Here is a 26,134-nt window from a genome sequence, read left to right as displayed (position 1 = left end):
GAGTATGACAGGTTTCGCGTGGCCGCTGCCGTCCTCCGATGTTGTCGGCGATCTGCCCGACGGGGGGACGCTCCGGCTGCGCGCACCGGTCGACGCCGACCTGGACGGTCTCGTCGTTTCCTCACGGGACGCCGGGTCGATCGAGTTCACCCACCTTCCGGAGAACTACTCCCGGGAGGACGCCGCCCTGTTCCTCCGGTCGATGCTCTACAACCCGGAGGCGTTGCTCTGGATCGTCGACGACCCGGATAACGCCTGGCACTTCGGCGGGACCCTGGAGGTCCGGCTGGTCAACCGGTCCGGGGCTGTGGTCGAACTGGGGTATACGACGGCACCGCACCTCCGCGGCCGGGGGCTGATGACCGCGGTGGTCGCGCTGATCACCGAGTTCCTCTTCGACTACGGGGTGCACCGGGTGCAGATCAAGGCGAACCCGGAGAACACGGCGTCCTGCAGGGTGGCGCTGTCCGCCGGCTTCCACCGTGAGGGGACACTGCGGGACGCCGAATACCTGCGAGGTCAGTGGAACGACCTCGACATTTTCTCACGTCTCGACGGGGACGCCTGACCGGTCACCGCTTCAGCAGGTAACCCGCGGTGCGGGCGACCTCGTCGTCGGTGCCGGCGGCGAGGGTGGCGCGCAGCCGGGTGTCGGCGTCCTCGGTGGTCTATGCACTGGACAGGCGGTTCATATTCTGGATCGGGTTTGCGGTCATGGTCCCAGTCAAGACCCTGTCACCGTGTCAGGGTCAAGTGCCTGACGGACGCTCTTCCGCTGATTAATAGACAGCTTGGTCTAGGTGGTGCTATCGTCGTGGACGTTGATCAAGAAGCTCACTGAGCGGTCCTCGGTTCCCGTCCCGACGGGAACCGCGGAGATCGCCCGGCTCCGGACGGAATCAGTGACTGGCAACCGTGTCGCGTACATCGGTGCCCCCCGAGAGAGATCAGCCCCGCGGACCGTCGGTCCACGAGGAAACTGCGAATCCAAGGAGCGCCATGCGTTCAACGCACTGCACCCTGCACACCCCCGGCCACAGTGTCCATTACATCCAGGGCCGTCAGATCACCGACTTCGCCCGCCACTACCCGGAGCGGTGCCACGCCGTCACGGTGACCGACCTCGGCGCCGGCTGGTTCGAGACCAAGATCGACGGGCAGACCCGCCTCGGCTGGAACCATGACCACGATCTCGTCACCGAGATCGCCCGCGACTCCGTGCTGGGGGAGGTGGTCCACGTCCCCGACTTCGCCGCGCTCGTCCGGTGGGTCGACGGCAACAGCAACGGGAACGCCGGCACCGTCCTGCTCCCCGCCTGGGGCAAGGCCGGCTCCTGCGCCGCCGACCGCGCCGCGTCCCGTCAGGAGATGCGCGATGACCGGTAACGACGTCTGTGAACGCGGCAAGTACGGGTGTCCGAGCTACCGCGCCGGGCATACCGCCCACTTCATCCAAGCCCGCCTGACCTCGGAGTACCTCGACCACTTCCCGGAACGATGTCGTTCGGTGGAACTGGAGGACCTCGGTGAGGGACATTTCCGGACGCACATCGACGGGGTCGCCGTGCGAGGGTGGAACCATTCTCCCGAGCAGGTCGCCGAGTTCGCCGGTGAATCCCGTCGCGGGCTGGTCCAGTACGTCCCGTACTCCGGGGTGCTCATCTGTGCAAGGGTCGACGAGAACGGCCAGGTGTTCGCCCGCGCCATCATCAACCCCTTCTGGGAGGGTGGCGAATCACCGAAGACCACTGACGGACTCTTCCGCGGAGTTGACCTAAGGCTGCTCCTGCCGCGGGCACATGACCAGGAAAGGGAGTGCGACACCGACGCGCCGGGGCACGGTACCACCGGCGGAGTTGCTCCCGGCGACCTGCCGACGGGTGACTTCTCCGGTAAGGATTTCGTCCGGGTCACCTTCGGCGGTGGGAGCGGCGGGCGATATAAGGTGCTTTTCCCGGGTGGGGTTGTGCTGACGGCGCATCACTGCAATGCGGACTACCTGCCTGTCTTCACCCGGACGGCTCGCGACGAGGAGGTGTACCTCCACCTCGGGACAGGTCTCCTGGTCCGGGGAACCGGTGATCACCGGAAGTATCTCAGCGTCAGCTGGGAGAGGCTGGATGAATGCCCGACGTCCGCGTCCCGGAATCGGCGACGGGGTCGGGGCGAGATCTTCCACCGTGGCCTGCTCGACGATCCGGCCGAAGACGGAGACGCCGAGGGCGCCGACTAGACAGGGGCCGTCGCGTCCTGCCTGGTCCCGGGATGCCGCGGCCCACCTGCCATGCAGTAGGCTGGATCACCGTGACTGACGCGAAGAACCCCAGCCAGAGCCAGCAGGCGGCCCCCGTAGCGGATGCCGCGAACGACCTTCCCGAGCAGGTCCAGGTCCGCCTCGGCAAGCGTGACCGGCTGATCGCCGACGGGCAGGACCCCTACCCCGTGGAGGTCCCCCGCACCCACGGCCTGGCCGAGATCGTCTCGTCCTACGTCGTCCTGCCGAAGGACGAGGACGAAGCGGCCGCCGTCGAGCGCGTCGACGGCGTGACCTACCTGGAACCCGGCGACGAGACCGACCAGCAGGTCGGCATCGCCGGTCGCGTCATCTTCGTGCGCAACACCGGCAAGCTCGCCTTCGCCCGCATCCAGGACGGCGACGGCACCCAGCTGCAGGCCATGCTGTCGCTCGCCGAGGTCGGCGAGGGCGCCCTGGCGGAGTGGAAGGCCATCGTCGACCTCGGCGACATCGTCTTCATCCACGGCCGGGTCGTGGCCTCGAAGCGCGGTGAGCTCTCCGTGATGGCCGACTCCTGGTCCATGGCCTCCAAGTCGCTGCGTCCGCTGCCGGTCGCGCACAAGGAGCTCAGCGAGGACACCCGCATCCGCCACCGCTACACCGACCTCATCATGCGCGAACAGGCCCGCACCAACGCCATGACCCGTATCAAGGTCATGCGTGCACTGCGCAACGCCCTGGAGCGCCGCGGCTTCCTCGAAGTCGAGACCCCGATGCTGCAGACCCTGCACGGCGGTGCCGCCGCACGCCCCTTCGAGACGCACTCCAACGCCCTCGACATCGACCTCTACCTGCGCATCGCCCCGGAGCTCTACCTCAAGCGCTGCGTGGTCGGCGGCATCGACAAGGTCTTCGAGGTCAACCGCAACTTCCGCAATGAGGGCGTGGACTCCTCCCACTCCCCGGAGTTCGCCATGCTGGAGACCTACCAGGCGTACGGCACCTACGACACCGGTGCGCAGCTGATCCACGACATCATCCAGGAGATCGCGGTCGAGGTCTTCGGTTCCACCACCGTCACGCTCGTCGACGGCACCGGATACGACTTCGGCGGCGAGTGGCGTGTCATGGAGATGTACCCCTCCCTCAACGAGGCGCTGGGCCGGAAGTTCCCGGAGCAGACCGCGGTCGCTGAAGTCACCATCGATTCCACCGTCGAGGAGCTCAAGGCACTGGCCGAGGACATCGGCCTGGTTGTCCCGCCGAAGGGTGGCTGGGGACACGGCAAGCTCGTCGAGGAGATCTGGGAGTACCTGTGCGAGGACCAGCTTTACGGGCCCGTCTTCGTCCGCGACTTCCCGGTGGAGACCTCCCCGCTGACCCGTCAGCACCGTTCCAAGCCCGGTGTGGCCGAGAAGTGGGACCTCTACGTCCGTGGCTTCGAGCTGGCCACCGGCTACTCCGAGCTTGTCGACCCGGTCATCCAGCGTGAGCGCTTCGAGGACCAGGCCCGCCTGGCCGCCGACGGCGACGATGAGGCCATGGTGCTCGACGAGGACTTCCTCGCCGCGATGGAGCAGGGAATGCCGCCGACCTCCGGCAACGGCATGGGCATCGACCGACTTCTCATGGCCCTGACCGGCCTCGGAATCCGTGAGACCGTGCTCTTCCCGATGGTCAAGCCAGAACGTTCCTGACGAAATATTTTCCCCCGGGCGGGGGCGCCTTTTGCGATGTGATCTCCGGCACTGCCGGTAGAAATGTGACGCGGGTCATGGCACATGGCTATGATGAATTCATCACTATTCATCCGTCACTGTCCCAGACAGCGAAAGGTAGCTGCCCGCCATGAGCGACCGAAGCAAGCGGAACGACTCCACGCCCGGCCTGAACACCATCAAGCGCGACGCCACCGGCGCCGTGATGCGGGTGCTGACCCGTTTCACCGGTTCCGACCTCGCGCAGAAGTACGGTCTCGGTGAAAAGGTCGACCGCGTGGCCTACGAGTCCACCAAGGGTGGAATGCGCACCCTCGGTGCCATCAACCGCCAGTTCAAGAAGTCCAAGGGCTCCGGCAAGCCGGTCCGCCTGGAGAACCAGCCCACCGACGCCGCTGAGGGGGACGTCGCCGCTGAGTCCTCCAAGCCGGCGAAGGTCCTTTTCGACCTCACTCCGTCCGAGGACCAGGAGATGCTCGTCGGCGCTGTCCGCGAGTTCGCCGAGGACCAGCTCCGCCCTGTCGCAGCCGACGCCAACGAGGCCGCCGTCACCTCCGCCGAGGTGCTCGCCGCCGCCGCCGAGCTCGGTATCTCCCTGATCAACCTCCCGGAGGAGTACGAGGGACTCGCCACCGAGTCCGCCGCCACCACCGGTGCCATGGTCGCCGAGGCCCTGGCCTTCGGTGACATGGGCCAGGCTGTCGCGATCCTGGCTCCGGCCGGTGTCGCCAACACCATCACCAACTACGGTGACGACGCCCAGCAGAAGACCTACCTGCCGGAGTTCTCCGGCGAGAACGTCCCGGTCTCCGCGGTCATCGTCAACGAGCAGCGTGCACTGTTCGACCCCTTCGTCCTGCAGACCACCGCCAAGCGCGAGGGTGACGACATTGTCATCAACGGTGTGAAGACCATGGTCCCCAACGCGGGGTCCGCCGAGCTCTTCGTCATCGCTGTCGACCTCGACGGTGTGAACACCTTCGCCATCGTCGAGTCCTCCACCGAGGGCGTCGTCGTCGAAGCTGACCCGTCCATGGGTCTGCGCGCCGCGTCCCTGGGCCGCGTCCTGCTGAAGGACGTCAAGGTCCCGGCCTCCAACCTCCTGGGTGGTGCCGACCTCGACGCCGACACCCGTGGCGAGAACTACACCGAGATCATCCGCCGCGCCCGCCTCGGCTGGGCTGCGCTGGCCACCGGCACTTCCGAGGCCGTTCTCGAGTACGTCAAACCCTACGTCCTGGAGCGCACCGCCTTCGGCGAGCCGATCGCCAACCGCCAGGCCGTCGCCTTCATGGTCGCCAACATCCGCATCGAACTCGATGCCCTCCAGCTGATCACCTACCGTGGCGTCTCCCGCCTCGACCAGGGCCGCTCCTTCAACCGTGAGGCCGGGCTCGCCCGCCGCTTCGCCGCTGACAAGGGCATGCAGATCGGTTCCGACGGCGTCCAGCTGCTCGGCGGCCACGGCTTCACCAAGGAGCACCCGGTCGAGCGGTGGTACCGCGACCTGCGTGCCGTCGGTGTCGCCGAGGGCGTCGTCGTCCTCTAGTCCGCAACCACTCGAAGGAGCATAAGAAATGATCAACCTCGAACTCCCGAAGAAGCTGCGGGCGACTGCCAACCAGGCGCACCAGGCCGCAGCCCAGATCTTCCGCCCGATTTCCCGCAAGTACGATCTCGCCGAGCACGAGCGCCCCGTCGAGCTCGACACCATGGCATCCCTCGTCGAGGGCATGACTGACGGTGGCGGCGACATGGCCGGCGCCTCCGGTGGCCGCGGTGACAAGAAGAAGGACACCGGTGTCCGCAACGGCGGCAACATGGCGTCCCTCGTCAACGTCATCGAGACCTGCTGGGGCGACGTGGGACTGACCCTGTCTCTCCCGTACCAGGGTCTCGGCAACGCCGCCGTCGCCGCCGTCGCCTCCGATGAGCAGCTCGAGCGCTTCGGCAAGGTCTGGGCCGCGATGGCCATCACCGAGCCGCAGTTCGGTTCCGACTCCGCCGCCGTAGCCACCACCGCCAAGGAGGACGGTGACGACTACATTCTCAACGGTGAGAAGATCTTCGTGACCGCCGGTGAGCGTTGCGACCACGTCGTCGTGTGGGCGTCCCTCGACAAGTCCGCCGGCCGCGCCGCCATCAAGTCCTTCCTTGTCCCGCGCGACACCCCGGGGTTCGACCTGGTCCGCCTGGAGCACAAGCTGGGCATCCGTTCCTCGGACACCGCCCACTTCATCCTGGACAACGTCCGTGTGCCGAAGGCGAACCTCCTGGGCACCCCGGAGATCGACACCAAGAAGTCCTTCGCCGGTGCCATGGCGACCTTCGACAACACCCGTCCGCTGGTCGCCGGTATGGCCATCGGTGTCGCCCGCGCCTCCCTCGAGAAGCTGCGTGAGATCCTCACCGAGGCCGGCATCGAGATCGACTACGACGCCCCGGCCTGGAACCAGACCGCCGCCGCCTCCGAGTACATCCGCCTCGAGGCTGACTGGGAAGCCGCCTACCTGCTGACCCTGAAGGCCGCCTGGATGGCAGACAACAAGCAGCCGAACAACAAGGAAGCTTCCGAGTGCAAGGCGAAGGCCGGTCGCATGGCGACCGAGCTGACCCTGCGCGCGGTCGAGCTCGCCGGTTCCTTCGGTTACTCCGAGCGCTCCCTGCTCGAGAAGTGGGCCCGTGACTCCAAGATCCTCGACATCTTCGAGGGCACCCAGCAGATCCAGCAGCTCGTCGTCGCCCGTCGCGAGCTGAACCTGTCCTCCAGCCAGCTGAAGTAGCAGGCGGGACGCAGGACGCGTCATACGCAGCGGCCTCCGGTCACCGTCACGGTGAGCGGGGGCCGCTTCCGCATGTCACGGATGCCGGACCCGTCGAACAGGCTGTGCGCCGATCCGGACCGGGGGAGCATCATGTTTCAGCACTTCTGAGTCAGGCACAGATCCGCGCTTCTGTGGCACGGAAGCCCGGATCCGTGCCTGACGCAGATCTGGAGCCTCGGATGTCCGTCCAGAGACGCGGGGACGATGCGCCCCGGCATCCGGTCCGTTGCTCCGGCATCTCCTCCTGTCGCCCGGGCCGCCTGAGATGACAGGAGGAACTGCCGCTGTGCACTTACCGCTGCCGCTGAAGGGAGGGAAGTAGGCGGAAGTAGGCGGGAGTAGGCGGAAGTAGGCGATAGGGGAGGACAGGTGGGGACCGGACCACAGGAAAACCCGATCCCCAGGTCGTTCCGGAGAAGTTCCGGTGACCTGGGGATCGGGTCTTTCGGCGCAGTGCCCGGGGACTCCCGGGGTGGGACGGGACCTACGCGGCGTCCTCCTCGTCCGTGCCGTTGTCGATCTTCGGCAGCTCACGCGGGACGATTTTGCCGACCGCGTTGCGGGGCAGGACATCCATGAACACGAAGTAGCGGGGAACGTTATGGCGGGCCAGCTTGGCCTTCACCGCGAGCTTGGCCTTCTCGGCGAAGCCTTCCTCGGACTCGCCCTCGTTGAGCACGACGTAGCAGGCCAGGGCCTGACCGAAGTCCGGGTCGGCGACACCGTGGACGGCGACCTCGTAGACCTCCGGCATGTCGGAGATGACGTCCTCGGCCTCCATCGGGTAGACGTTCTCGCCACCGGAGACGATCATGTCGTCGCTGCGTCCGGCCAGGTAGAACAGACCGTCCTTGAAGTAGCCGAGGTCACCGGTGGAGACCAGACCGTGCAGGTTCTCCTTGTCCACGCCGGGGCGGGTGTAACCGTCGAAGAGCAGGTCGTTGCCGACGAAGACGCGTCCGACCTCGCCCTCGGGGACATCGTTGCCGTGCTCGTCCACGACCTTGAGGGTGGTCGCCATCGGAGCCTTGCCGGCGGTCGTCGGGTGCGCCTCCAGCTCCTGGGGCTGGGCGATGGACGCCCAGGAGACCTCGGTGGAGCCGTAGAGGTTGTAGAGCACCTGGCCGAACTTCTCGTGGGTGTCGCGGATGACGCGGGCCGGCAGAGCTTCGCCGCAGGCGACGATGTTGCGGACGCCGGGGGAGAAGTTCTCCGGCACAGCCTCGAGCAGGCGACGCAGCTGCGTCGGGACGATGGCGATGGTGTCCGGACGGTTCGCCTCGATGAGCTTCACGGCGTCCCGCGGATTGAACTTGCGCTGCAGGATGAAGGTGGCGCGCAGGGCCAGACCCAGCTGGATCTGGCAGAAGCCCCAGAGGTGGAACATCGGGGCCGGCACGTAGTAGCCGCGGTGGTGCTTCAGCGGGATGCGCGACATGATCGAGGACGCCGGCAGGTAGGTCTTCGGCTCCGGGCGGCGCGCGCCCTTCGGGGTGCCGGTGGTGCCGGAGGTGAGGATGATGGTCCGGCCGCGGCGCGGGTGGCCCGGGATCTTCTCGGTACCGGGGGAGGTGCGGAGGACCTCGGTGAGCGTGGGCCACTGCGGATTGCGCACTGCGTGGTCCTCGGACTCGGTGGCTTCGGCGACATTAGAGGCGTACTCGATGACGTCGTAGCCGGCGGCGGCCTTGCGCTCCTTCTCCTCGTCAGAGAGGGGGGCCGCGGCGGTGTCGTGGTTCTCCTCCCAGTTGATGATGACCGGGCACTCGTCGAAGCCCTTGGGCAGCAGCGGGATGAACTCCTCGTCGATGAAGAGGAGGTCGATCTTCTGCTCCTTCATGACTGCGCGGGTCTGGGACGCGGAGGCACCGGTGTTGAACAGGACGATGTCGGTGCCGAGGCGACCGTGGGCGCACAAGGTCATGAGGAAGCCGCGGTGGTTGCGGCTCAGCATGCCGATCTTGTCGCGTTCACGGACGCCGGTGCGGTACAGGGCCTGGGCCAGCTTGTTCGTCTGGTCGTGGAGCTCACTGTAGGTGATCGAGCCGGCGTCGTCGATGATGGCGGTGTGGTACGGATCCTGGGCGGCGCCGAGGGACAGCAGTCCGGCAGGGGTGAAGGACCACTGGTAGATGGACTTCAGTGCCTTACCCATCGCCAGCGGTCCCATCAGACCTAGGACGCCGGACTTGAACAGGGGCAGGGTTCCTTCAGCGAGCTTCGGGAGTTCCTTGAGGGTGACGGCGGGATCGGATCCGCTCATGGTGGTCCTTCTCTCTGGTGTTGCGGGGTGTACCCGGTGGTCAATCGTGACGGGCGGCGGCTGGGACGCCCTCATGTAATCCAGGTTACAGATAAAAATGTCCGGAATCGCCGGATTACTTGCTTTTGCGGAAGTGAGCACTGATCCGCCCTGTTCGCTGACGGCGTACAGCCCACTTCCGGATCGGATAAATGTGTGATGACCTGCGTGTATATGGACTGCCGGGCCGCAGTGGGGGTCGGGAACACCCGGCAGAGACCGAGCGTTGTCCATAGTGAGTCAACGGCGGGTCGTGAAGTCACTAAGGTGGTGCCCAAATCCGACCCCGCGAGTAAGGGAGAGCTCATGTTCGAGAGGTTCACTGACCGGGCGCGGCGCGTCGTCGTGCTGGCGCAGGAGGAAGCCCGCGCGCTCAACCACAACTACATCGGTACCGAGCACATCCTGCTCGGTCTGATCCACGAGGGTGAGGGCGTCGCCGCCAAGGCCCTGGAATCCATGGGAATCTCCCTGGAGGCTGTCCGTACCGAGGTCGAGGACATCATCGGTACCGGTGGCCACCCGCCGAGCGGCTACATCCCCTTCACCCCGCGTGCGAAGAAGGTGCTGGAGCTCGCCCTGCGCGAGGCTCTGCAGCTCGGACACAAGTACATCGGAACCGAGCACATCCTGCTCGGTCTGATCCGCGAGGGTGAGGGCGTCGCCGCCCAGGTCCTGGTCAAGCTCGGTGCTGACCTGTCCCGCGTCCGCCAGCAGGTCATTCAGCTGCTGTCCGGTTACGAGGGTGGCGAGCCCGAGAGTGAGCAGGCCTCCGACGAGCCGGCAGGTGCCGGTGTCGGTCCCGGCGACGGTGCCCCGTCCGCTCCGAGCGGCAAGCCCGGTCAGAAGTCGAACTCCCTGGTCCTCGACCAGTTCGGCCGCAACCTGACCCAGGCTGCCAAGGACGGCAAGCTTGATCCGGTGGTCGGTCGCGGCAAGGAGATCGAGCGCATCATGCAGGTGCTCTCACGCCGTACCAAGAACAACCCGGTGCTCATCGGCGAGCCCGGCGTCGGTAAGACGGCCGTCGTCGAGGGCCTGGCCCTCGACATCGTCAACGGCAAGGTCCCCGAGACCCTGAAGGACAAGCAGCTCTACTCGCTGGACCTCGGTTCCCTCGTCGCCGGTTCCCGCTACCGCGGTGACTTCGAGGAGCGCCTGAAGAAGGTGCTCAAGGAGATCAACCAGCGCGGTGACATCATCCTGTTCATCGACGAGATCCACACCCTCGTCGGTGCGGGTGCCGCTGAGGGTGCGATCGACGCCGCCAGCATTCTCAAGCCGAAGCTGGCCCGTGGTGAGCTGCAGACCATCGGCGCCACCACGCTCGACGAGTACCGCAAGCACATCGAGAAGGACGCTGCCCTCGAGCGTCGTTTCCAGCCCGTCCAGGTGCCGGAGCCGAGCGTCGAGATGACCGTCGAGATCCTCAAGGGTCTGCGCGACCGCTACGAGGCGCACCACCGTGTGTCCATCACCGACGGTGCGCTCGCCGCCGCCGCACGTCTGTCCGACCGGTACATCAACGACCGTTTCCTACCGGACAAGGCCGTCGACCTCATCGACGAAGCCGGCGCCCGTATGCGTATCAGGCGGATGACCGCGCCGAAGGCGATCCAGGACGTCGACGACAAGATCGCCGAGGTCCGTCGGGCCAAGGAAGCCGCGATCGACGACCAGGACTTCGAGAAGGCAGCGTCCCTGCGCGACGACGAGCGTCAGCTCTCCGAGGAGCGCGCCGAGAAGGAGAAGCAGTGGCGCGCCGGTGAACTCGACGACGTCGCCGAGATCGGTGAGCAGGAGATCGCCGAGGTTCTCGGTGCCTGGACCGGTATCCCCGTCGTCCAGCTCACCGAGGAGGAGACCACCCGTCTGCTCCACATGGAGGACGAGCTGCACGAGCGGATCATCGGGCAGGAGGACGCCGTCAAGGCGGTCTCCCGCGCGATCCGCCGTACCCGTGCCGGCCTGAAGGACCCGAAGCGTCCCTCCGGTTCCTTCATCTTCGCCGGCCCGTCCGGTGTCGGTAAGACGGAGCTGTCCAAGGCGCTCGCCGAGTTCCTCTTCGGCGACGAGGATTCGCTCATCTCCATCGACATGGGTGAGTTCCACGACAAGTTCACGGCGTCCCGCCTCTTCGGCGCTCCCCCCGGATACGTCGGTTACGACGAGGGTGGCCAGCTCACCGAGAAGGTGCGCCGCAAGCCGTTCTCCGTGGTCCTGTTCGACGAGATCGAGAAGGCTCACTCCGAGATCTACAACACCCTGCTGCAGGTGCTCGAGGAAGGCCGTCTCACCGACGGTCAGGGTCGGGTCGTGGACTTCAAGAACACGGTTTTGATCTTCACCTCGAATCTCGGCACCAGGGACATCTCGAAGGCCGTCGGCATGGGCTTCTCCTCGACCGGCGAGTCGGATGAGAAGGGTCAGTACGACCGGATGAAGTCGAAGGTCAACGACGAGCTGAAGAAGCACTTCCGCCCGGAGTTCCTCAACCGTATCGACGACATCGTGGTCTTCCACCAGCTCACCCAGGCACAGATCGTCGAGATGGTCGACCTGCTGCTCGGTCGGCTGCGTAAGGCACTGTCCGACAAGGACATGGCCCTGGAGGTGTCCGACAAGGCGAAGGACCTGCTGGCCAAGCGTGGCTTCGACCCGGTGCTCGGTGCCCGCCCGCTGCGTCGCACGATCCAGCGCGAGATCGAGGACCACCTGTCCGAGGAGATCCTCTTCGGCAACGTGGCCTCCGGCGAGATCGTCACCGTCGACGCCGACAACTGGGACGGCGGCCCCCGGACCGAGGGTGCGACCTTCGTCTTCGGGTCCAGGCCGAAGCCGGCTCCGGTCGTCATCCCCGAAGTCGAGGACGAGGCCGAGACCGCCGACGCCACGGCGGATGCCGGCGCCGACACCGGCGACGCCCAGTAGCGTCACCGGCGGGTCGTCATCCTGACGGTCCCACCCCGACGGGGGCTACCGCGGTAAGCGGTAGCCCCCGTCGTGCTGTTCGACCAGGCCGTCGGCCAGGAGGGACGCCAGGGCGCGGTCGCGCTGGGCGGCATCCGGGCCCGAGTCAGGGAAACTCTCCGCCGTGCCCTGTTCGCGGAGCACCGCCATGATCCGGCCACGGACCTGGCGGTCAGTGCCCTCGAACTTCTGCACCCGGCGCTTCGCCTCCGCCTTTGCCGCATCGGAAGGTTCGGGCCGCCCCAGCGCCAACCACCGGCAGCGGGAGGAGACCGGGCACTCGCCGCAGCGGGGGGACCGTGCCGTGCAGACGACCGCGCCGAGCTCCATGAGGGAGGAACACATCCCCAACGCCTCGTCGCGGCGTGACCGGTCGTGCAGCGGACTGGTGTAGCCCCGCTTGACCAGGTCAGGATCATCGTCGACCCAGGGCATCAGATCCGCGACGTCGGCGAGATCGCGGGCCTTCGCCGCCCCCTGCAGGTACTCACCCTGGACGATGCGCCGCTGGACGCGGCGGACGTTCGTGTCCACCACCGGGACCACCGAGCCGAAGGCGAAGGCGGCGACAGCGCGGGCCGTATACCCGCCGACGCCGGGCAGTGCGAGCAGCTCGGCGACGTCCGAGGGGACAACACCGTCGTGGCGTTCCACGATCGCACGGGCGCAGTCCCGCAGTCGAAGTGCCCGCCGCGGGTAACCGAGGTTCGCCCAGGCCCGCAGTACCTCGTCGACCGGGGCGTCCGCCAGATCCGCGGGGGTGGGCCAGCGTTCCGTCCACTGTCGCCACAGCGGTTCAACCCGGGCGACCGGGGTCTGCTGCGACATGATCTCGCTGAGCAGGATCGCCCAGGGGGTGGTGCCGGGTTCACGCCAGGGCAGTGGACGCGCCGTGCGGTGAAACCAGTCGTTGAGGAGCGACCCGAGGCTGGTGTGCCCGGTGTGCTCGCGGTTGACGGATACAGGTGCAGTCATGATCGTTCTACTGTGCCGCACCACGGGTGTGCGGGCCAACCTGCCGTGGAGCGGGTACTCCCGGTCAGCGCATGACGTCGTGCGGTGGCAGAATGGTCTTCATGCCCATCGAACAGACACCTACGAGCTTCGACTCCCGCTACATCCCGCAGGGGGCTCTCGAGACTCTTCAACGCGGGAACGCCCGGTTCATGACCGAGGATCCCGCCCACCCCCGCCAGGACCACGACCGGCGCGAACTGATGACCTCCGGTCAGCGCCCCTTCGCCGTGGTGCTGGCCTGTTCGGACTCCCGGGTCCCCGTCGAGATCATCTTCGACCAGGGCCTCGGCGACCTCTTCGTCATCCGAACCGCGGGTGAGATCACTGACCTCTCCGTGCTGGCGTCCCTCGAGTTCGCCGTCGTCGGTCTGGGCGTCCCGCTGGTCGTGGTGCTGGGCCACGAGAGCTGTGGTGCAGTGGGAGCGGCACAGAAGGCGCTGGAGACCGGTGAAATGCCCGCCGGCTTCCAGCGCGTCCTCGTCGAGAAGGTCACCCCCTCGCTGCTCGCTGCCCGTGCCGAGGGCCGAGACACCACCGAGGACTTCGAGAAGCACCATGTCGTGGAGATTGCCGAGCACGTCGTGGACCGTTCGCCGCAGATCGCCCAGCGACTCAAGGACGGCACCGTGGGTGTCGTCGGTATGCGCTACCGGCTGTCCGACGGGCTCACCGAGCCGGTCGTGAACTACGGACTGGAGATCGACGGAGTCCCCGCCCAGCCCCTGAACTGAGCGGGACTGACTGACACCGAGCAGGACTGAGCAGGACTGAGTATGAACTGAGTCCGGCCCGTGTCGTGACAGGGTTCACGGTCAACGGCTGGATACACTGGGATCCGTGAGTCAGCCCTCGAACCAGTACAACCGCCCTCTGCCCCCGGAGATCTACCGTCGCCGACGCATCGCCGCCGGTGTGGGGCTGCTGGTGCTTGTCCTGGTACTGGTGCTGATCGTCCGCGCCATCACCGGAGGGGGAGGCGACAGTTCGGAGACCGCTGCGGACAGCTCGACGAGTTCGGCTTCCGCCGCACCGTCTGAATCCGCCACCGGGTCCGCCGACGCCTCGTCGAGTGCATCGACGTCTGAGACTTCCGGGTCTTCCGGCGCGTCCTCCGAGGAGAGCGAGGGGGCCGACCCCTCAGAGTCCCGGACCGCCGAGCCGACCGGCACCTGCAACGTCGACGACCTCCGGCTGGAGGTCCGTTCCGGCGCCCCGACCTACGCCGGCGGTCAGCTGCCGGACTTCATCATGTCGGTCACCAACAACTCCGAGGCGGACTGCACGGTCGACCTCGAGGCGAACCCCATGAGTTTCGAGGTCTTCAATCTCGCCAGCTATGAGCGGATCTGGGGTGACACCGACTGCAACGAGCCCACCGCCACCGAGGACATCGACCTTGCCGCAGGTGAGTCCCGTAACTTCGCCCTCAACGGCTGGTCCCGGACCACCTCCGCACCCGATCAGTGCGCCGACCGGGCGGACGCCGGCACCGGTGCCTTCCTCCTCTACGGCCACCTCGGTGACAAGGTCTCCGAACCTGCCACCTTCAACCTTGCCTGACCGGGGAGACCTCTGACGCCGGTCAGTCCCTGTCCTTCTTCCGCCGCTCCGGGTACTTCCGCCGGGCCTCCTTCGCCAGGCCGAGCTGGTCCAGCGCCTCTCCCAGCGTCCTCACCGGGATGATGCGGAGTCCCTTCACCCGCACGCGGTCAGCGTCCCTGGTGGACGCCGGGACGATCGCCGAGGTGAACCCCAGCCGGGCAGCCTCGGACAGTCGCAGCCGCAGATCCGGGACACGCCGGACCTCGCCACCCAGTCCGAGCTCGCCGACCGCGACCAGGCCGTCCGGCAGCACCTTGTCATGCCGGGTGGATGCCAGCGCCAGTGCGGTCGCCAGGTCCGCCGCAGGTTCACTGATCTTCATGCCGCCGACGGTCGCCGCATAGACCTCATGACCCATCAGGTCGATGCCCGCGCGGCGCGCGAGGACCGCGAGAATGGTGGCGACGCGACCCGTGTCGATACCGGTGACCACACGCCGCGGGTTGCTCATCTCCGTCTCCATGGCGAGTGTCTGGATCTCCCCGGGCATGGCACGGCGTCCGTCCATGATCACGGTGACCGCTGTCCCGGAGACCGGCTCGTCCCGCTGGTTGAGGAAGAGACCGGAGGGGTCGGGGACCTCCCGGATCCCGTCGGAGGTCTGCTCGAAACACCCGACCTCGTCGGTGGCGCCGAACCGGTTCTTCTGTCCCCGGAGGAAACGCAGCGCACTGTGCCGGTCACCCTCGAACTGGAGGACCACATCCACCAGGTGCTCGACGGTGCGGGGGCCGGCGACCGCCCCGTCCTTGGTCACGTGGCCGACGAGCAGCACCGGGATCCCCGTGGTCTTGGCGAAGGTCGTGAGCGTGGCGGCGACCGCCCGGGTCTGCGCCACACCGCCGGCGACTCCCTCCACACCGGTGGCGTGCAGGGTCTGCAGGGAATCGACGATGACGAGCTCCGGGCGGGTCACCTCGATCTGCCCCAGCGCGGTCTCCAGGTCGTGCTCTGCGGCGAGCCAGAGGTTCGCGGACAGTGCGTCGGTGCGTCCGGCGCGCTGGCGGACCTGCCCGACCGACTCCTCGGCGGTGATGTAGAGGACGCTGCGGTCCTGCCTGGCCCACCGGTTCGCGACCTCCAGCAGGAGCGTGGACTTGCCGACGCCGGGCTCACCGGCGAGCAGGACCGCACTGCCGGGCACCACACCACCACCGAGGACACGGTCGAGCTCGCCGATGCCGCTGGGCCGGTGCACCGCACCGGAGGGGTCGATGTCGGTGACCTTCCTGGCCGGTGAGGTCGGGGTCAGACCGGACAGGGAGACAGCACTGCTCTTCCCCGACCTGCCTGACGCCCCGGAAGTCACCGCCACGGCGGCGGGGGAGAGTTCTTCCACGGTGCCCCACTCACCGCAGGACTGACACTTGCCCACCCACTTGGACACACGGTGACCGCAGGAGGAGCATTCGTAGCCGGGGGACTTCTTCGCCATGGACGACAGCCTATAGGGGGCCCGGACGTCGAAAACGCGCGCTCCCCGATTGAGGGGAACGCGCGTTCGATAACCGGGCGATCGTCCCGGCGGAGGATCAGTGCTGCTCGGGCAGGTCGGCGAGGTCGTCGCCGGCCTTGGTGATGCCGTCCTGGTCGCGGTGCAGGGAACCGGCCTCCGCGCAGTAGGAGACGATCGGGGCGTTGATCTCGATGTCACCCTCGTCGAACGTGAAGGTGACGGTGCGGGACGCGCCCGGGAAGAAGTCCTCGCCCTCGACGGTGGTCGGCAGGTACTCGGTGCAGGAGGCGTCGCCGAGGGCCTTCTCGGCGTCATCGGCACGCATGTCCTTCAGACCCTGCTCGGAGTCCGCCACCAGATTGCAACGACCGTCGATGGACTTGGAGCCACCGAGGTTGAAGGACGCGTCCTGGACCTTCACGCCGGACAGCGTGACGGGGTTGTCCTGGATGGCCTGGTTGGAGGCGTTGAACTTCAGCGCCACCGAGTTGTCCTCCTGGATGACCAGGCTGACGTCGCGGACGACGGCGTCGCCGACCTCTCCGTTGGTGCCGTTCACGGCGGGGACCTGGTTCGCGGTCTGCGAGATCTGGCCGGCACCGCAGGCGGTGAGGGCCAGTGCCGCGGAACCGGCGACCAGGGCGAGCGCGCCGCGGGCGGCGGGGGACTTCAGGTGCTTCACTGTCTTCTCCTCCATTGAGGCATACGTCGTACTGCAGTCGGCGTCCAGAATAGCCCCTGCGGACCACGGTTACCTACTCAGTACCCCACTGAAGCAGCCCTGGAGGGGGAGGGAGGGGGCAGCGCGGTGGTAGACTTGCGCGTCATGGAGTTCAACATCGGGGACGTTGTCGTCTACCCCCACCACGGTGCCGCAGAGGTCAAGGGAATCGAGCAGCGGGAGTTCAAGGGTCAGAGCGTCGACTACCTCGTCCTGCGGATCCTCCAGGGTGATCTCCTGGTGAAGGTCCCGGCCGCCAACGCAGAGCTCGTCGGCGTGCGCGATGTCGTCGGTGAAGAGGGTCTGCAGAAGGTTTTCTCGGTCCTGCGTGAGACCGATGTCGAGGAGGCGGGCAACTGGTCCCGTCGCTACAAGGCCAACCAGGAGCGTCTCGCCTCCGGCGACGTCAACCGTGTCGCCGAGGTCGTCCGCGACCTGTGGCGCCGTGACCAGGACCGCGGCCTGTCCGCCGGTGAGAAGCGCATGCTCGCCAAGGCGCGCCAGGTCCTCGTCGGTGAGCTTGCGCTCGCAGAAGGTGTCGACGACAAGAAGTCCGACGAGGTCATCGGCTGGCTCGAGACCGCGGTGATCCGTCACCGTGAGGCCGCTGCCGCCAAGCGTGCCGCGGAGGCCGCGGGTGAGGACCCGAAGCACACCGTCGATCTCGACGACGAGCTCGACGAAGACTGACCTGACAGAAGAACCCCGGGCGCAGGTCCGGGGTGGGGGATCCGGGAATCAGGACGCGAAGCTGACCGGCGCTTCGCCCACCTCGCGGAAGCCGTTGGTGTGGTCTCCGAAGATCTTGAGGACGCACTTGTCGGTGGAGCAGTCCACCGCGTCGCCCTGTTCGGAGACCGTGAGTTCGACCTCGGCGTCACCGTCGGCGTCGACGTGGTCGGTGCCCCGGTCCGACCCTTCGGCGGTGATCCACTTCGAGTCCTCACGGTCTCCGGTGCAGTCGGGGGCCCCGCCCTCGCCCGCGGCGTCCGCCCCGGTCCCGGCCTTGCAGATGCCCACGTAGTAGCCGCCCTCGACGTCGAGACCGCGGACCGTGACGGTGATCGTGTCGCCGTCCGCGAGGTCCTGGGTCTTGTCCGCGGTGATCTGCGGTTCGCCCGGGTCATTGGCGGGAGTCTCTTCGGCGGAGTCGTCGGCAGAGCCGGCGTCCTCCTCCACTTCCTGGTTGAGCTCGGAGAGTGCCTCCTCGGCAGCCTGTGCGGCTCGCTCGTTGGCGTCCTCGGGGCTTTCGTCGTCGGAGCAGGCGGCGAGTCCGAGGCTGAGGACGGCCGCGGCAGCGACCGCAGCGGAGCGGCGGACGAGAGGTGAGCGGAGGGTCAGGGGGGTCATCGGCATTCTCCTTGGAAAGGATGTCAGGTGCTCGACGGTAGACGTCAGTTCTTAGCTGACCCTAGCAAAATCACCCGATGCGGACGGTCGTCTTCACCGAACCCAGTCCGTCGATCTCCACGGTGACCTCATCGCCGTCTGCGAGGAAACGGTCGGAACCGGCACCCACGCCTTCGGGGGTGCCGGTGATGATGACGTCGCCCGCCTCCAGGGTCGTGAACTCGGAGATGTAGCGCACCAGGTCCACCGGCTTGAACACCAGATCGGTGGTGGAGTGCTCCTGGCGGAGCTCCCCGTTGACCCAGGTGCGCAGCACCGCACCTTCGGCCACCGGGTCGACGTCTGTGGTGAGCCACGGCCCCAGGGCGGAGGAGGCGTCGAGGTTCTTGCCCTGCAGCCACTGCTGGGTGCGGTACTGCCAGTCCCGCTGTGAGAAGTCGTTGCCGACGGCGTAGCCGGCGATGGCGTCGCGCGCCTCCTCCTCGGAGGCGCCCCCGACTGCACCGGGCAGGCGGCGTCCGATGACGACCACCAGCTCACCCTCGTAGTCCGCCTTCGCCGCGAGGTGCTCCGGCACGGTGACCTCGGCGAATGGACCGGTCAGGGCCGTGGCGAACTTGGCGAACAGGGTCGGATGGTCGGGGACCGGGTGCCCCATCTCCACGATGTGTTCCCGGTAGTTCAGTCCGACACACAGTGCCTTACCGGGCCGGGGGATCAGCGGGAGGAGATCGGCGGGGTCCAGGGTGACCTCTGCGCCGTCGCGGCGTAGGCCGGTGTCCACCTTCGCGGTGAGGTCACCGGGCGTCTTGGAGAGCAGGGTGCCGAGATCGCAGCGCTCCACGATGCGTCCGGTGACGGTGGTGGCGTCCGCGTCATCGACGAGGACGGTGGCGACGGTTCCTGCGTCGTCGATCCGGGCTGTGGCAAGTTTCATCTGCTTCTCTCCTACAATGACGGTGTGACTCTGCGCATCTTCGATACCGCGACCCGTGAACTCCGTGACTTCGTTCCGCTGCAGGAGGGGCATGCCTCGGTCTACCTGTGTGGTGCGACCGTGCAGTCCATCCCGCACATCGGGCACGTGCGTTCCGGTGTCGCCTTCGACATCCTGCGCAACTGGCTGGCGGCCAAGGGGCTCGACGTCGCTTTCGTCCGCAATGTTACCGACATCGACGACAAGATCCTCGCCAAGTCCGCCGAGAACAACCGCCCCTGGTGGGAGTGGGCCGCGACCCACGAGCGCGCCTTCACCCGCGCCTACGACCTGCTGGGCGTCACCCCGCCGTCCATCGAGCCGCGCGCGACCGGGCATGTCCCGGAGATGATCGCCTACATCCGACGGATCATCGACAACGGTCTCGGCTACGCCACCGAGGACGGGTCCGTGTACTGCCGGACCGCGCAGGTGCCGGACTACGGCTTCCTGTCGCACCAGAAGCTCGACGAGCTCGACCAGGGTGAGGACGCCGCCCCCGGCAAGGAGGATCCGCGCGACTTCGCGATGTGGAAGGCCGCCAAGCCCGGCGAGCCCGGCTGGGAGACCCCGTGGGGCTTCGGCCGCCCCGGCTGGCACATCGAGTGCTCGGCGATGTCGAACAAGTACCTCGGCGGTGCCTTCGACATCCACGCCGGTGGCATGGACCTGCAGTTCCCGCACCACGAGAACGAGGCCGCCCAGGCGCATGCCGCCGGGGACGCCTTCGCCAACCACTGGATGCACAACGGCTGGGTGACCATGTCGGGGGAGAAGATGTCCAAGTCCCTGGGCAACGTACTCTCCGTGCCGAACGTGCTGACCCAGGTGCGGCCGATCGAGCTGCGCTGGTACCTCGGCTCGGCGCACTACCGTTCCATGCTGGAGTACTCGGAGAAGGCCCTGCAGGATGCCGCCGCCGGCTTCCGGAAGATCGAGAAGTTCCTCGACCGGGCTGTTGAACTGCTGGGTGCTGAAGCTGTGGTGGCCGGGGCCTGGCGTCCGGCGTTCGAGGAGGCCCTCGACGACGACCTCGGCGTGCCGACCGCGCTCGCCGTCATCCAGGACGCCGTGCGCGAGGGCAATGCCGCCCTCGACGCCGGTGACACTGCCGCGGTGCAGCGGATCGCCGGTGAGGTGCGCGCGATGATGGGCGTCCTCGGGGTGGACCCGCTGTCGGACACCTGGGCCGGGGAGGACTCGAAGGGTCGTGGTCAGGGCATCGGCGCCGGGGCGTCCGACGAGGCCATCGGTGCACTCGACGTGCTGGTCAAGGCGGAGCTGGAGCGCCGGGCGACCGCGCGTGCGGAGAAGGACTGGGCTACCGCGGACGCCGTGCGTGACCGCCTGAAGGACGCCGGTATCGCCGTCGCGGACTCCGCCGACGGGGCGACCTGGTCGCTGGGGTAGCCGTACAGCCGCTGCGTCCCGTTCCTTACTGCTGAGCCCCTCTGCGCCGAAGCCCCTCCCCGCCAGCGTGCGGTGAGGGGCTTCATGTCTGCGGCACTCACTTTTCGTGCCTGCTGTGCCACTGAACCGGGATTTTGTGAGTGTCGCAGACATGCTGCACGGGGGTAGCGCGAAGGCTGGGAGGAACAGCAGGCGAAGGCAGGCAGGAGGAGGTCAGCAAAAGTAGACAAGGAAAGGAGCGAAGGCGGGGAACCCCTACCGCTCCGCCAGGGCCGTTCCCTTGAGTTCCGGGAGGGTGAACGCGGCCACCGCAGCGATCGCGAAGGCCACGCCGAACAGGGCGAAGAGGATCCCCGTGCCACCGAAGACCAGCAGGGGAGGCACGATGAGTGGCGCGATGATCGAGGCGATGCGTCCGAAACCGGTCGCCGCGCCCGTGCCCGTCGCCCGCAACGGAGTGGGGTAGAGCTCCGGGCCGACCGCGTACAGCGCGCCCCACGCACCGAGGTTGAAGAAGGAGAGCAGGCAGCCGGCGACGATGATCGACCACTCCGCGTCCGCCAGACCGTAGAGACCGGCCGAGCACGCCGAACCGACGAGGAAGGCGGTGAGGGTGGCGCGGCGTCCCCACTTCTCGATGAGCCACGCCGCGCACGCGTAGCCGGGCAGCTGCGCGACGGTGATGATCAGCGTGAAGGTGAACGACTTCACCAGGGAGTACCCGTTGGACGCCAGGATCGACGGGATCCACGTGAACGCCCCGTAGTAGCTGAGGTTGATGCAGAACCACACGGTCCAGAATGCGGCAGTGCGCTTCCGCATCGACGGCGCCCAGATGGAGGTCACCGGTTCCGTGGAAGCGGCGTCCCCGATGATCGCGGCGTCCTGCTGGGATTCGTCGAGGACGCGGTCGGCGGCGGACGCGGCGGACGCCTGCAGGAACCCCGCGGTCGGCTCACTCGCCTCGAACTCGCGGACCGTGGTCTCCGCTTCCTCGTGGCGTCCCTTCGATTCGAGGTAGCGCACCGATTCCGGCAGGGTCAGCCGCACCACCAGCGCATAGGCGGCCGGGACGATGCCCACGGCGAAGGCCCAGCGCCAGCCGTCGTCGCCCAGCGGCACCAGCACCGTGCCGATGATCGCCGCGGCGATCCAACCGACCGCCCAGAACGCCTCGAGCAGCACGACCATCCGGCCGCGGATCGCGCGCGGCGAGAACTCCGAGACCAGGGTGGACGCCACGGGCAGCTCCGCCCCCAGGCCCAGTCCGATGACGAAGCGCAGGGCCAGCAGCATGACCAGTCCGGTGGACAGGGCCGCTGCCCCGGTCGCCAGTCCGTAGACCAGCAGGGTGATCGCGAAGACGTGGCGTCGGCCGAACTTGTCGGCGAGCAGACCGCCGAAGGTCGCGCCGAGGGCCATGCCGATGAACCCGATGGAGGCGATCCACGAGGTTTCGGTCTGGGAGAGGTCCCAGTGCACGGTCAGGGCGGCCATGATGAAACCGATGAGGCCGACGTCCATGGCGTCCAGCGCCCAGCCGATGCCGGAGCCGGTGAGCAGCTTCGTGTGCTTCCTCGTCACCGGCAGCCGGTCGAGGCGTTCGGTGCGGCTGAGTGATCCGGTGGAGACCGGCGTCGGGGATGACGGAGATGGTGGAGTGGTTTCCATGACGGATCAGGGTACCCTGACCGTCGCGTGAGGAACAGGTAGCAACAGGTGGCAACAGGTCGGGAATAGAGGTTGACCGGTACAGACCGTTAGGATGGCCCCCATGGCAGGAAACGACAAGCGCCGCGGTGCGGTGCGCAAGACCGAACGCAAGGGATCGACGAAGGGGTCCGGCGGTCAGGTCCGGCGGGGGCTCAAGGGCAAGAAGGCCACTCCGAAGGCGGAGGACCGCGTCTACCACGCGAAGTACAAGGCGAAGAAGGCCGCTGAGCGCCGGGATTCCGGACGCCAGGCGAAGAAGGACCCGGACAACACTCCGGAGCTCGTGGTCGGGCGTAACCCGGTCATCGAGTGCCTCCACGCCCATGTCCCGTCGACCGCCCTCTACGTGGCCCTGGGGACCGGCAATGACGACCGGCTCTCCGAGGCCGTGCACACCGCCGCTGAGCGCGGTATCCCGGTGCTCGAGGTCGCCCGCGACGAGATGGACCGGATGACCGGCAACGGTATGCACCAGGGCATCGGCCTGCAGGTCCCGCCGTACAAGTACGCCGCCGACGACGACCTCATCGAGCGGGCGAAGGATTCAGGACGCCCCGGGCTCATCGTCGTCCTCGACAACATCACCGACCCGCGCAACCTCGGCGCGGTCATCCGCTCCGTCGCCGCGTTCGGTGGCCACGGTGTGGTCATCCCGGAGCGTCGTTCGGCCTCCGTGACCGCGGTGACCTGGCGTACCTCCGCCGGTACCGCCGCCCGGCTGCCCGTCGCCCGTGCGACGAACCTGGTCCGTTCGCTGAAGAAGTTCCAGCAGTCCGGTTACCAGGTCGTCGGTCTCGACGCCGGTGGCAGTCACACCCTCGACACCTACGACGGCACCGACCCGGTGGTCGTCGTGGTCGGTTCCGAGGGCAAGGGTCTGTCGCGTCTGGTGGGGGAGACCTGCGACGACATCCTCTCGATCCCGATGACCTCGACGGTCGAGTCGCTCAACGCCTCGGTCGCCGCAGGTGTGGTGCTCAGCGAGTTCGCCCGTCAGCGTCGGGTCCGCCAGCGCTGATCAGCCGGAAGGCCGTGTAGACCGCCGTCCACAGGACCGCTCCGGTGGCGGCGAGTATCCCGATCACGGCGAGGACTCCGGCGGCGGAGTCCAGGGGGAACCAGCCGCTGAGAAACAGGGCCATCAGCTCCAGGTGTGCCAGCGACTGCTTCGGCAGTGACCACCGGTCGATCCGGTAGATCACCGTGCCGCCGGAGACGGCGGCGACGATGACGCCGACGGCGAGGGTGGACCGGCGGTCGGCGGTCTGTCCCTGCATCAGCACGGACGCGCCGATCGCAGTCATGATGACCAGGGGGATTCCGGCCAGCAGCGCGGCTTTCAGGGGGAGTTTGTACCTCCAGGATAGGTCGGGAATCGGGGCGTGTTCCCGTGCGTTGCACCACGGTATGAGCCATCTCCTCTTCACTCCCGTCACCCTGCCCACGCCCGATGGTCACGGACTGGAGGTGGGCAACCGCGCCTTCGTCGCACCGATGTGCCAGTACGCGGTGGACGACACCGACGGCGTGCCCACCGACTGGCACCTCTCCCACCTCGGTGCCCTGGCGGCCGGTGGGTTCGGTCTGGTCGTCGCCGAGGCGACGGCGGTGGAGGCCCGTGGCAGGATCTCGCCGCGTGACCTCGGCCTGTGGGACCACGACCAGATCCCGGCGCATGCCCGCCTCGTCGACTTCATCCACGGCCAGGGCCGGGCGGCCGGGGTGCAGCTCGCCCATGCCGGCGGCAAGGCGTCCACCTGGCCGATGCTTCCCGGGTTCCCCGGTACGACGGTGCCGGCCGCCGAGGGTGGCTGGCAGACCGTCAGTGCTGTCGACGGACCGGTGCTCCCGGACCTGGACCCTGCCGAGGAGTTGACGCAGGAGGGGATCGACCGGGTCGTGGCGTCCTTCGTGGAAGCGACGCGCCGGGCGGACGCTGCCGGCTACGACGTGGTCCAGATCCACGCCGCCCACGGCTACCTGATCCACCAGTTCCTCTCCCCGCTGACGAACACCCGCACCGACGGCTACGGCGGGGAACTTGCCGGGCGCTCCCGGCTGCTGCGCGAGGTCGTCGCCGCGGTCCGCGCGGTGTGGCCGGACTCGAAGCCGCTGGGTATCCGGGTCTCCGGCACTGACTGGGTCGAGGACGGACTGCAGGTGGAGGAGGTTGCGTCCGTGCTGCGAGACCTGGTGGCTGCGGGGCAGATCAGCTGGATCGACGTCTCCTCGGGTGGTCTCACCGACGGTTCGACCATCCCGGTCGGCCCCGGCTACCAGGTGCCGCTGGCTGTGGCGGTCACCGAGGCGCTGGCCGAGGAAGGTCTCGGGGAGGACGCCGCAGTCGTCTCCGCGGTGGGGCTCATCGAGGACGCACTGCAGGCGGAGACGGTGCTGGCGACCGGGCAGGCCCACGCAGTCTCTGTCGGCCGTGCTGCCCTGGTCAACCCGCACTGGGCGGCGAAGGCCGCTGCTGACCTGCGGGTACCACGGTCCGAGCTGCCGCGTGCGTCGCAGTTCTTCCGCGCCCGGTTCTGACCTCGGCTCCGGGCAGGGGGTAGAGAACAGCAGTGAACGAAAGGTAGACCGGGGAGACTTCCAGGAAAGGGGTCTCCCATGTTCACCAGAGAGTTCGCCCACACCACCGTCATTGCCGGTGCGGTCCTTCTTGCGGCGTCACTGTCCGCGTGCTCGGACGACAGTCCGGACGCGGACGCCCGGTGGCGGTTCCGACGGCGGTGGCGGCGGAGACGGGAGCGGGAGCGGGGGCGGAGATGGAGATGACGGCGGAGGCGGACCCGTGGACGACCGTTGCCCGGTCGAAGCCCTCCAGCAGGCCTTCGGGGGAGAGGTGGCACAGGTCGGCAGCGTCGACTACTGCGACGGGGACTGGGCGGTCTCCGGCAATTCCCCGGCCTAACTCAACCAGCCGTTCATGCACCGGGAGCACGGCTGGGTCGTCTCCGCCGCGGACAGCTCGAATCCCGGTGTCGGTCACGAGTGTTACACCGCCGACTACCTCGCCCAACTCGGGGTGCCGGATGCGGCCCGGGAACAGCTGACGACCTGCATGGACACCGATCCGGAACCGTCCGGGACGATGACCGCCACCCCTGAGCAGTGACAGCGGGGGTGATGCACGGGGAGGGCGTATGACGATGGTCAGGACGTAAGCAGCTGAAGGAGGCTGTCATGTCCACCACGACCATCATGTCCCGCGCCGCGGCCGTCGTCGGCGCACTACTTCTGGGGGTCTCCGCGGCGGCCTGCTCCGACAGCGGGGACGGAGCTGATACATCGACCATCTCATCCACGACATCCACCTCGACCTCTGCCCGGACGACCACGGGCACCACCGCAGAGGCCGGAACCGGGGGTGACGGGATCGCCGTCGGCGAGCCGACACCCGGCGGTGGTGGTGGAAACGGCGGCGGCGGAGACCCCGTCGACGACCGCTGCAGCCTCGAGGCACTGTCGCAGACCTAATGCGACGATCCCGGAGACATCGTCGGGGTCGCGCACTGCGACGGCGACGGGGCCGTCTCCCAGGGCAGTGACGACTCGCTCGACAGGGTCTTCATGCACCGCGACCACGGCTGGGTCGGCTTCGCCGCAGACAGTGTGAACCCCACGACCGGTACCGCGTGCTATTCCACCGATCGCCTGCAGCAGATCGGTGCGCCCGCCGGCGTCCGGGCGCTGCTGCCCTGGTGCGACCGCGACCAGCCGCCCGAGCCCTGTTCCATCGACGCCCTGCACCGCACCGCGGGCACCGGCGACCTCGACACGCTCATCTGGTGCGACGGGTTGTGGATGCGCGCCGGGCAGTGGTAGACGG

At 67.7% G+C, this 26,134-nt stretch carries 24 protein-coding genes; 16 read left to right on the top strand and 8 right to left on the bottom strand.

Features of this window, described 5'->3' with window-relative positions:
• Positions 1 to 4: 4 nt before the first annotated feature.
• The 6 genes from CVA01_RS05920 to CVA01_RS05895 all read left to right on the top strand — a co-directional run bounded on the left by CVA01_RS05920 (position 5) and on the right by CVA01_RS05895 (position 6,737).
• Positions 5 to 568 carry a GNAT family N-acetyltransferase gene (locus CVA01_RS05920; RefSeq protein ID WP_014009036.1) on the top strand — a complete coding sequence of 188 codons (564 nt, stop codon included), beginning with the start codon at positions 5 to 7 and terminating at the stop codon, positions 566 to 568.
• Between the two features lie 431 nt (positions 569 to 999).
• Positions 1,000 to 1,386, top strand: coding sequence for a hypothetical protein (locus CVA01_RS05915; RefSeq protein ID WP_141329366.1), 387 nt, complete (start codon positions 1,000 to 1,002; stop codon positions 1,384 to 1,386).
• Entirely contained in the window at positions 1,376 to 2,233 is an 858-nt protein-coding gene (locus tag CVA01_RS05910; RefSeq protein WP_141329364.1) for a hypothetical protein, read from the top strand. Before CVA01_RS05915 ends, CVA01_RS05910 begins: the two co-directional genes overlap by 11 nt.
• 71 nt (positions 2,234 to 2,304) lie before the next feature.
• Positions 2,305 to 3,933 carry a lysine--tRNA ligase gene (gene lysS / locus CVA01_RS05905; RefSeq protein WP_141329362.1) on the top strand — a complete coding sequence of 543 codons (1,629 nt, stop codon included), beginning with the start codon at positions 2,305 to 2,307 and terminating at the stop codon, positions 3,931 to 3,933.
• A 151-nt stretch (positions 3,934 to 4,084) separates the two neighbouring features.
• Positions 4,085 to 5,503: an acyl-CoA dehydrogenase family protein gene (locus tag CVA01_RS05900; RefSeq protein WP_141329360.1), complete on the top strand. Its 1,419-nt coding sequence runs from the start codon at positions 4,085 to 4,087 to the stop codon at positions 5,501 to 5,503.
• Between the two features lie 28 nt (positions 5,504 to 5,531).
• Complete coding sequence (locus CVA01_RS05895; protein WP_141329358.1) at positions 5,532 to 6,737, top strand: acyl-CoA dehydrogenase family protein; 1,206 nt, start codon at positions 5,532 to 5,534, stop codon at positions 6,735 to 6,737.
• A gap of 526 nt (positions 6,738 to 7,263) precedes the next feature.
• Here the strand turns inward: CVA01_RS05895 and CVA01_RS05890 are convergent.
• Complete coding sequence (locus CVA01_RS05890; protein WP_141329356.1) at positions 7,264 to 9,042, bottom strand: AMP-binding protein; 1,779 nt, start codon at positions 9,040 to 9,042, stop codon at positions 7,264 to 7,266.
• 345 nt (positions 9,043 to 9,387) lie between these two features.
• Here CVA01_RS05890 and CVA01_RS05885 point away from each other — a divergent pair, with 345 nt between their 5' ends.
• Positions 9,388 to 12,012, top strand: coding sequence for an ATP-dependent Clp protease ATP-binding subunit (locus tag CVA01_RS05885; RefSeq protein ID WP_141329354.1), 2,625 nt, complete (start codon positions 9,388 to 9,390; stop codon positions 12,010 to 12,012).
• 45 nt (positions 12,013 to 12,057) lie between these two features.
• Here the strand turns inward: CVA01_RS05885 and CVA01_RS05880 are convergent, their stop codons facing one another.
• Positions 12,058 to 13,026, bottom strand: a complete 969-nt coding sequence (locus tag CVA01_RS05880) for an iron-sulfur binding domain-containing protein (protein WP_141329352.1) — start codon at positions 13,024 to 13,026, stop codon at positions 12,058 to 12,060.
• 92 nt (positions 13,027 to 13,118) lie between these two features.
• On the opposite strand from CVA01_RS05880, the gene CVA01_RS05875 reads away from it, so the two are divergent.
• Positions 13,119 to 13,799 (top strand): carbonic anhydrase, encoded by a 681-nt coding sequence (locus tag CVA01_RS05875; RefSeq protein ID WP_014009047.1) that lies wholly within the window; start codon positions 13,119 to 13,121, stop codon positions 13,797 to 13,799.
• Positions 13,800 to 13,905: 106 nt separating this feature from the next.
• Positions 13,906 to 14,628 carry a hypothetical protein gene (locus CVA01_RS05870; RefSeq protein ID WP_141329350.1) on the top strand — a complete coding sequence of 241 codons (723 nt, stop codon included), beginning with the start codon at positions 13,906 to 13,908 and terminating at the stop codon, positions 14,626 to 14,628.
• Positions 14,629 to 14,650: 22 nt separating this feature from the next.
• Here the strand turns inward: CVA01_RS05870 and radA are convergent, their stop codons facing one another.
• Both radA and CVA01_RS05860 read right to left on the bottom strand, forming a co-directional pair.
• Entirely contained in the window at positions 14,651 to 16,105 is a 1,455-nt protein-coding gene (gene radA, locus CVA01_RS05865; RefSeq protein WP_014009049.1) for a DNA repair protein RadA, read from the bottom strand.
• Positions 16,106 to 16,202: 97 nt separating this feature from the next.
• The gene (locus CVA01_RS05860) at positions 16,203 to 16,808 is read right to left on the bottom strand and encodes a hypothetical protein (protein WP_244938171.1); all 606 of its coding nucleotides are present in this window, start codon (positions 16,806 to 16,808) and stop codon (positions 16,203 to 16,205) included.
• A 144-nt stretch (positions 16,809 to 16,952) separates the two neighbouring features.
• Between CVA01_RS05860 and CVA01_RS05855 the strand changes: the two genes are divergently transcribed.
• Positions 16,953 to 17,537 (top strand): CarD family transcriptional regulator, encoded by a 585-nt coding sequence (locus CVA01_RS05855; RefSeq protein ID WP_041629784.1) that lies wholly within the window; start codon positions 16,953 to 16,955, stop codon positions 17,535 to 17,537.
• A 48-nt stretch (positions 17,538 to 17,585) separates the two neighbouring features.
• Here CVA01_RS05855 and CVA01_RS05850 read toward each other — a convergent pair whose 3' ends face one another.
• Both CVA01_RS05850 and CVA01_RS05845 read right to left on the bottom strand, forming a co-directional pair.
• Entirely contained in the window at positions 17,586 to 18,197 is a 612-nt protein-coding gene (locus tag CVA01_RS05850; RefSeq protein ID WP_014009052.1) for a neocarzinostatin apoprotein domain-containing protein, read from the bottom strand.
• Positions 18,198 to 18,267: 70 nt separating this feature from the next.
• Positions 18,268 to 19,134 carry a fumarylacetoacetate hydrolase family protein gene (locus CVA01_RS05845; protein ID WP_141329347.1) on the bottom strand — a complete coding sequence of 289 codons (867 nt, stop codon included), beginning with the start codon at positions 19,132 to 19,134 and terminating at the stop codon, positions 18,268 to 18,270.
• A gap of 24 nt (positions 19,135 to 19,158) precedes the next feature.
• Between CVA01_RS05845 and cysS the strand changes: the two genes are divergently transcribed.
• Positions 19,159 to 20,583, top strand: a complete 1,425-nt coding sequence (gene cysS / locus CVA01_RS05840; RefSeq protein WP_141329345.1) for a cysteine--tRNA ligase — start codon at positions 19,159 to 19,161, stop codon at positions 20,581 to 20,583.
• Between the two features lie 255 nt (positions 20,584 to 20,838).
• Here the strand turns inward: cysS and CVA01_RS05835 are convergent, their stop codons facing one another.
• Positions 20,839 to 22,254 carry an MFS transporter gene (locus tag CVA01_RS05835; RefSeq protein ID WP_141329343.1) on the bottom strand — a complete coding sequence of 472 codons (1,416 nt, stop codon included), beginning with the start codon at positions 22,252 to 22,254 and terminating at the stop codon, positions 20,839 to 20,841.
• 103 nt (positions 22,255 to 22,357) lie between these two features.
• On the opposite strand from CVA01_RS05835, the gene rlmB reads away from it, so the two are divergent.
• The gene (gene rlmB, locus CVA01_RS05830) at positions 22,358 to 23,314 is read left to right on the top strand and encodes a 23S rRNA (guanosine(2251)-2'-O)-methyltransferase RlmB (protein WP_014009056.1); all 957 of its coding nucleotides are present in this window, start codon (positions 22,358 to 22,360) and stop codon (positions 23,312 to 23,314) included.
• Here the strand turns inward: rlmB and CVA01_RS05825 are convergent.
• Positions 23,274 to 23,600: a DUF3021 family protein gene (locus CVA01_RS05825; protein WP_141329341.1), complete on the bottom strand. Its 327-nt coding sequence runs from the start codon at positions 23,598 to 23,600 to the stop codon at positions 23,274 to 23,276. The genes rlmB and CVA01_RS05825 overlap by 41 nt on opposite strands.
• 103 nt (positions 23,601 to 23,703) lie before the next feature.
• On the opposite strand from CVA01_RS05825, the gene CVA01_RS05820 reads away from it, so the two are divergent.
• The 4 genes from CVA01_RS05820 (at position 23,704) to CVA01_RS05800 (ending at position 26,130) form a co-directional block, all read left to right on the top strand.
• The gene (locus tag CVA01_RS05820; protein ID WP_170209709.1) at positions 23,704 to 24,834 is read left to right on the top strand and encodes an NADH:flavin oxidoreductase/NADH oxidase; all 1,131 of its coding nucleotides are present in this window, start codon (positions 23,704 to 23,706) and stop codon (positions 24,832 to 24,834) included.
• 397 nt (positions 24,835 to 25,231) lie between these two features.
• The gene (locus CVA01_RS05810; RefSeq protein ID WP_141329335.1) at positions 25,232 to 25,420 is read left to right on the top strand and encodes a hypothetical protein; all 189 of its coding nucleotides are present in this window, start codon (positions 25,232 to 25,234) and stop codon (positions 25,418 to 25,420) included.
• A 68-nt stretch (positions 25,421 to 25,488) separates the two neighbouring features.
• Positions 25,489 to 25,782 carry a hypothetical protein gene (locus tag CVA01_RS05805; protein ID WP_141329333.1) on the top strand — a complete coding sequence of 98 codons (294 nt, stop codon included), beginning with the start codon at positions 25,489 to 25,491 and terminating at the stop codon, positions 25,780 to 25,782.
• Between the two features lie 93 nt (positions 25,783 to 25,875).
• Positions 25,876 to 26,130 (top strand): hypothetical protein, encoded by a 255-nt coding sequence (locus CVA01_RS05800; protein WP_141329331.1) that lies wholly within the window; start codon positions 25,876 to 25,878, stop codon positions 26,128 to 26,130.
• The last annotated feature ends 4 nt before the right edge of the window (positions 26,131 to 26,134 follow it).

Source organism: Corynebacterium variabile (assembly GCF_006539825.1).
In the GTDB taxonomy this organism is placed as follows: Bacteria; Actinomycetota; Actinomycetes; order Mycobacteriales; family Mycobacteriaceae; genus Corynebacterium; species Corynebacterium variabile.
Note: the sequence above shows the minus strand (reverse complement) of the source record. Positions and strands in the feature narration are given on the sequence as shown.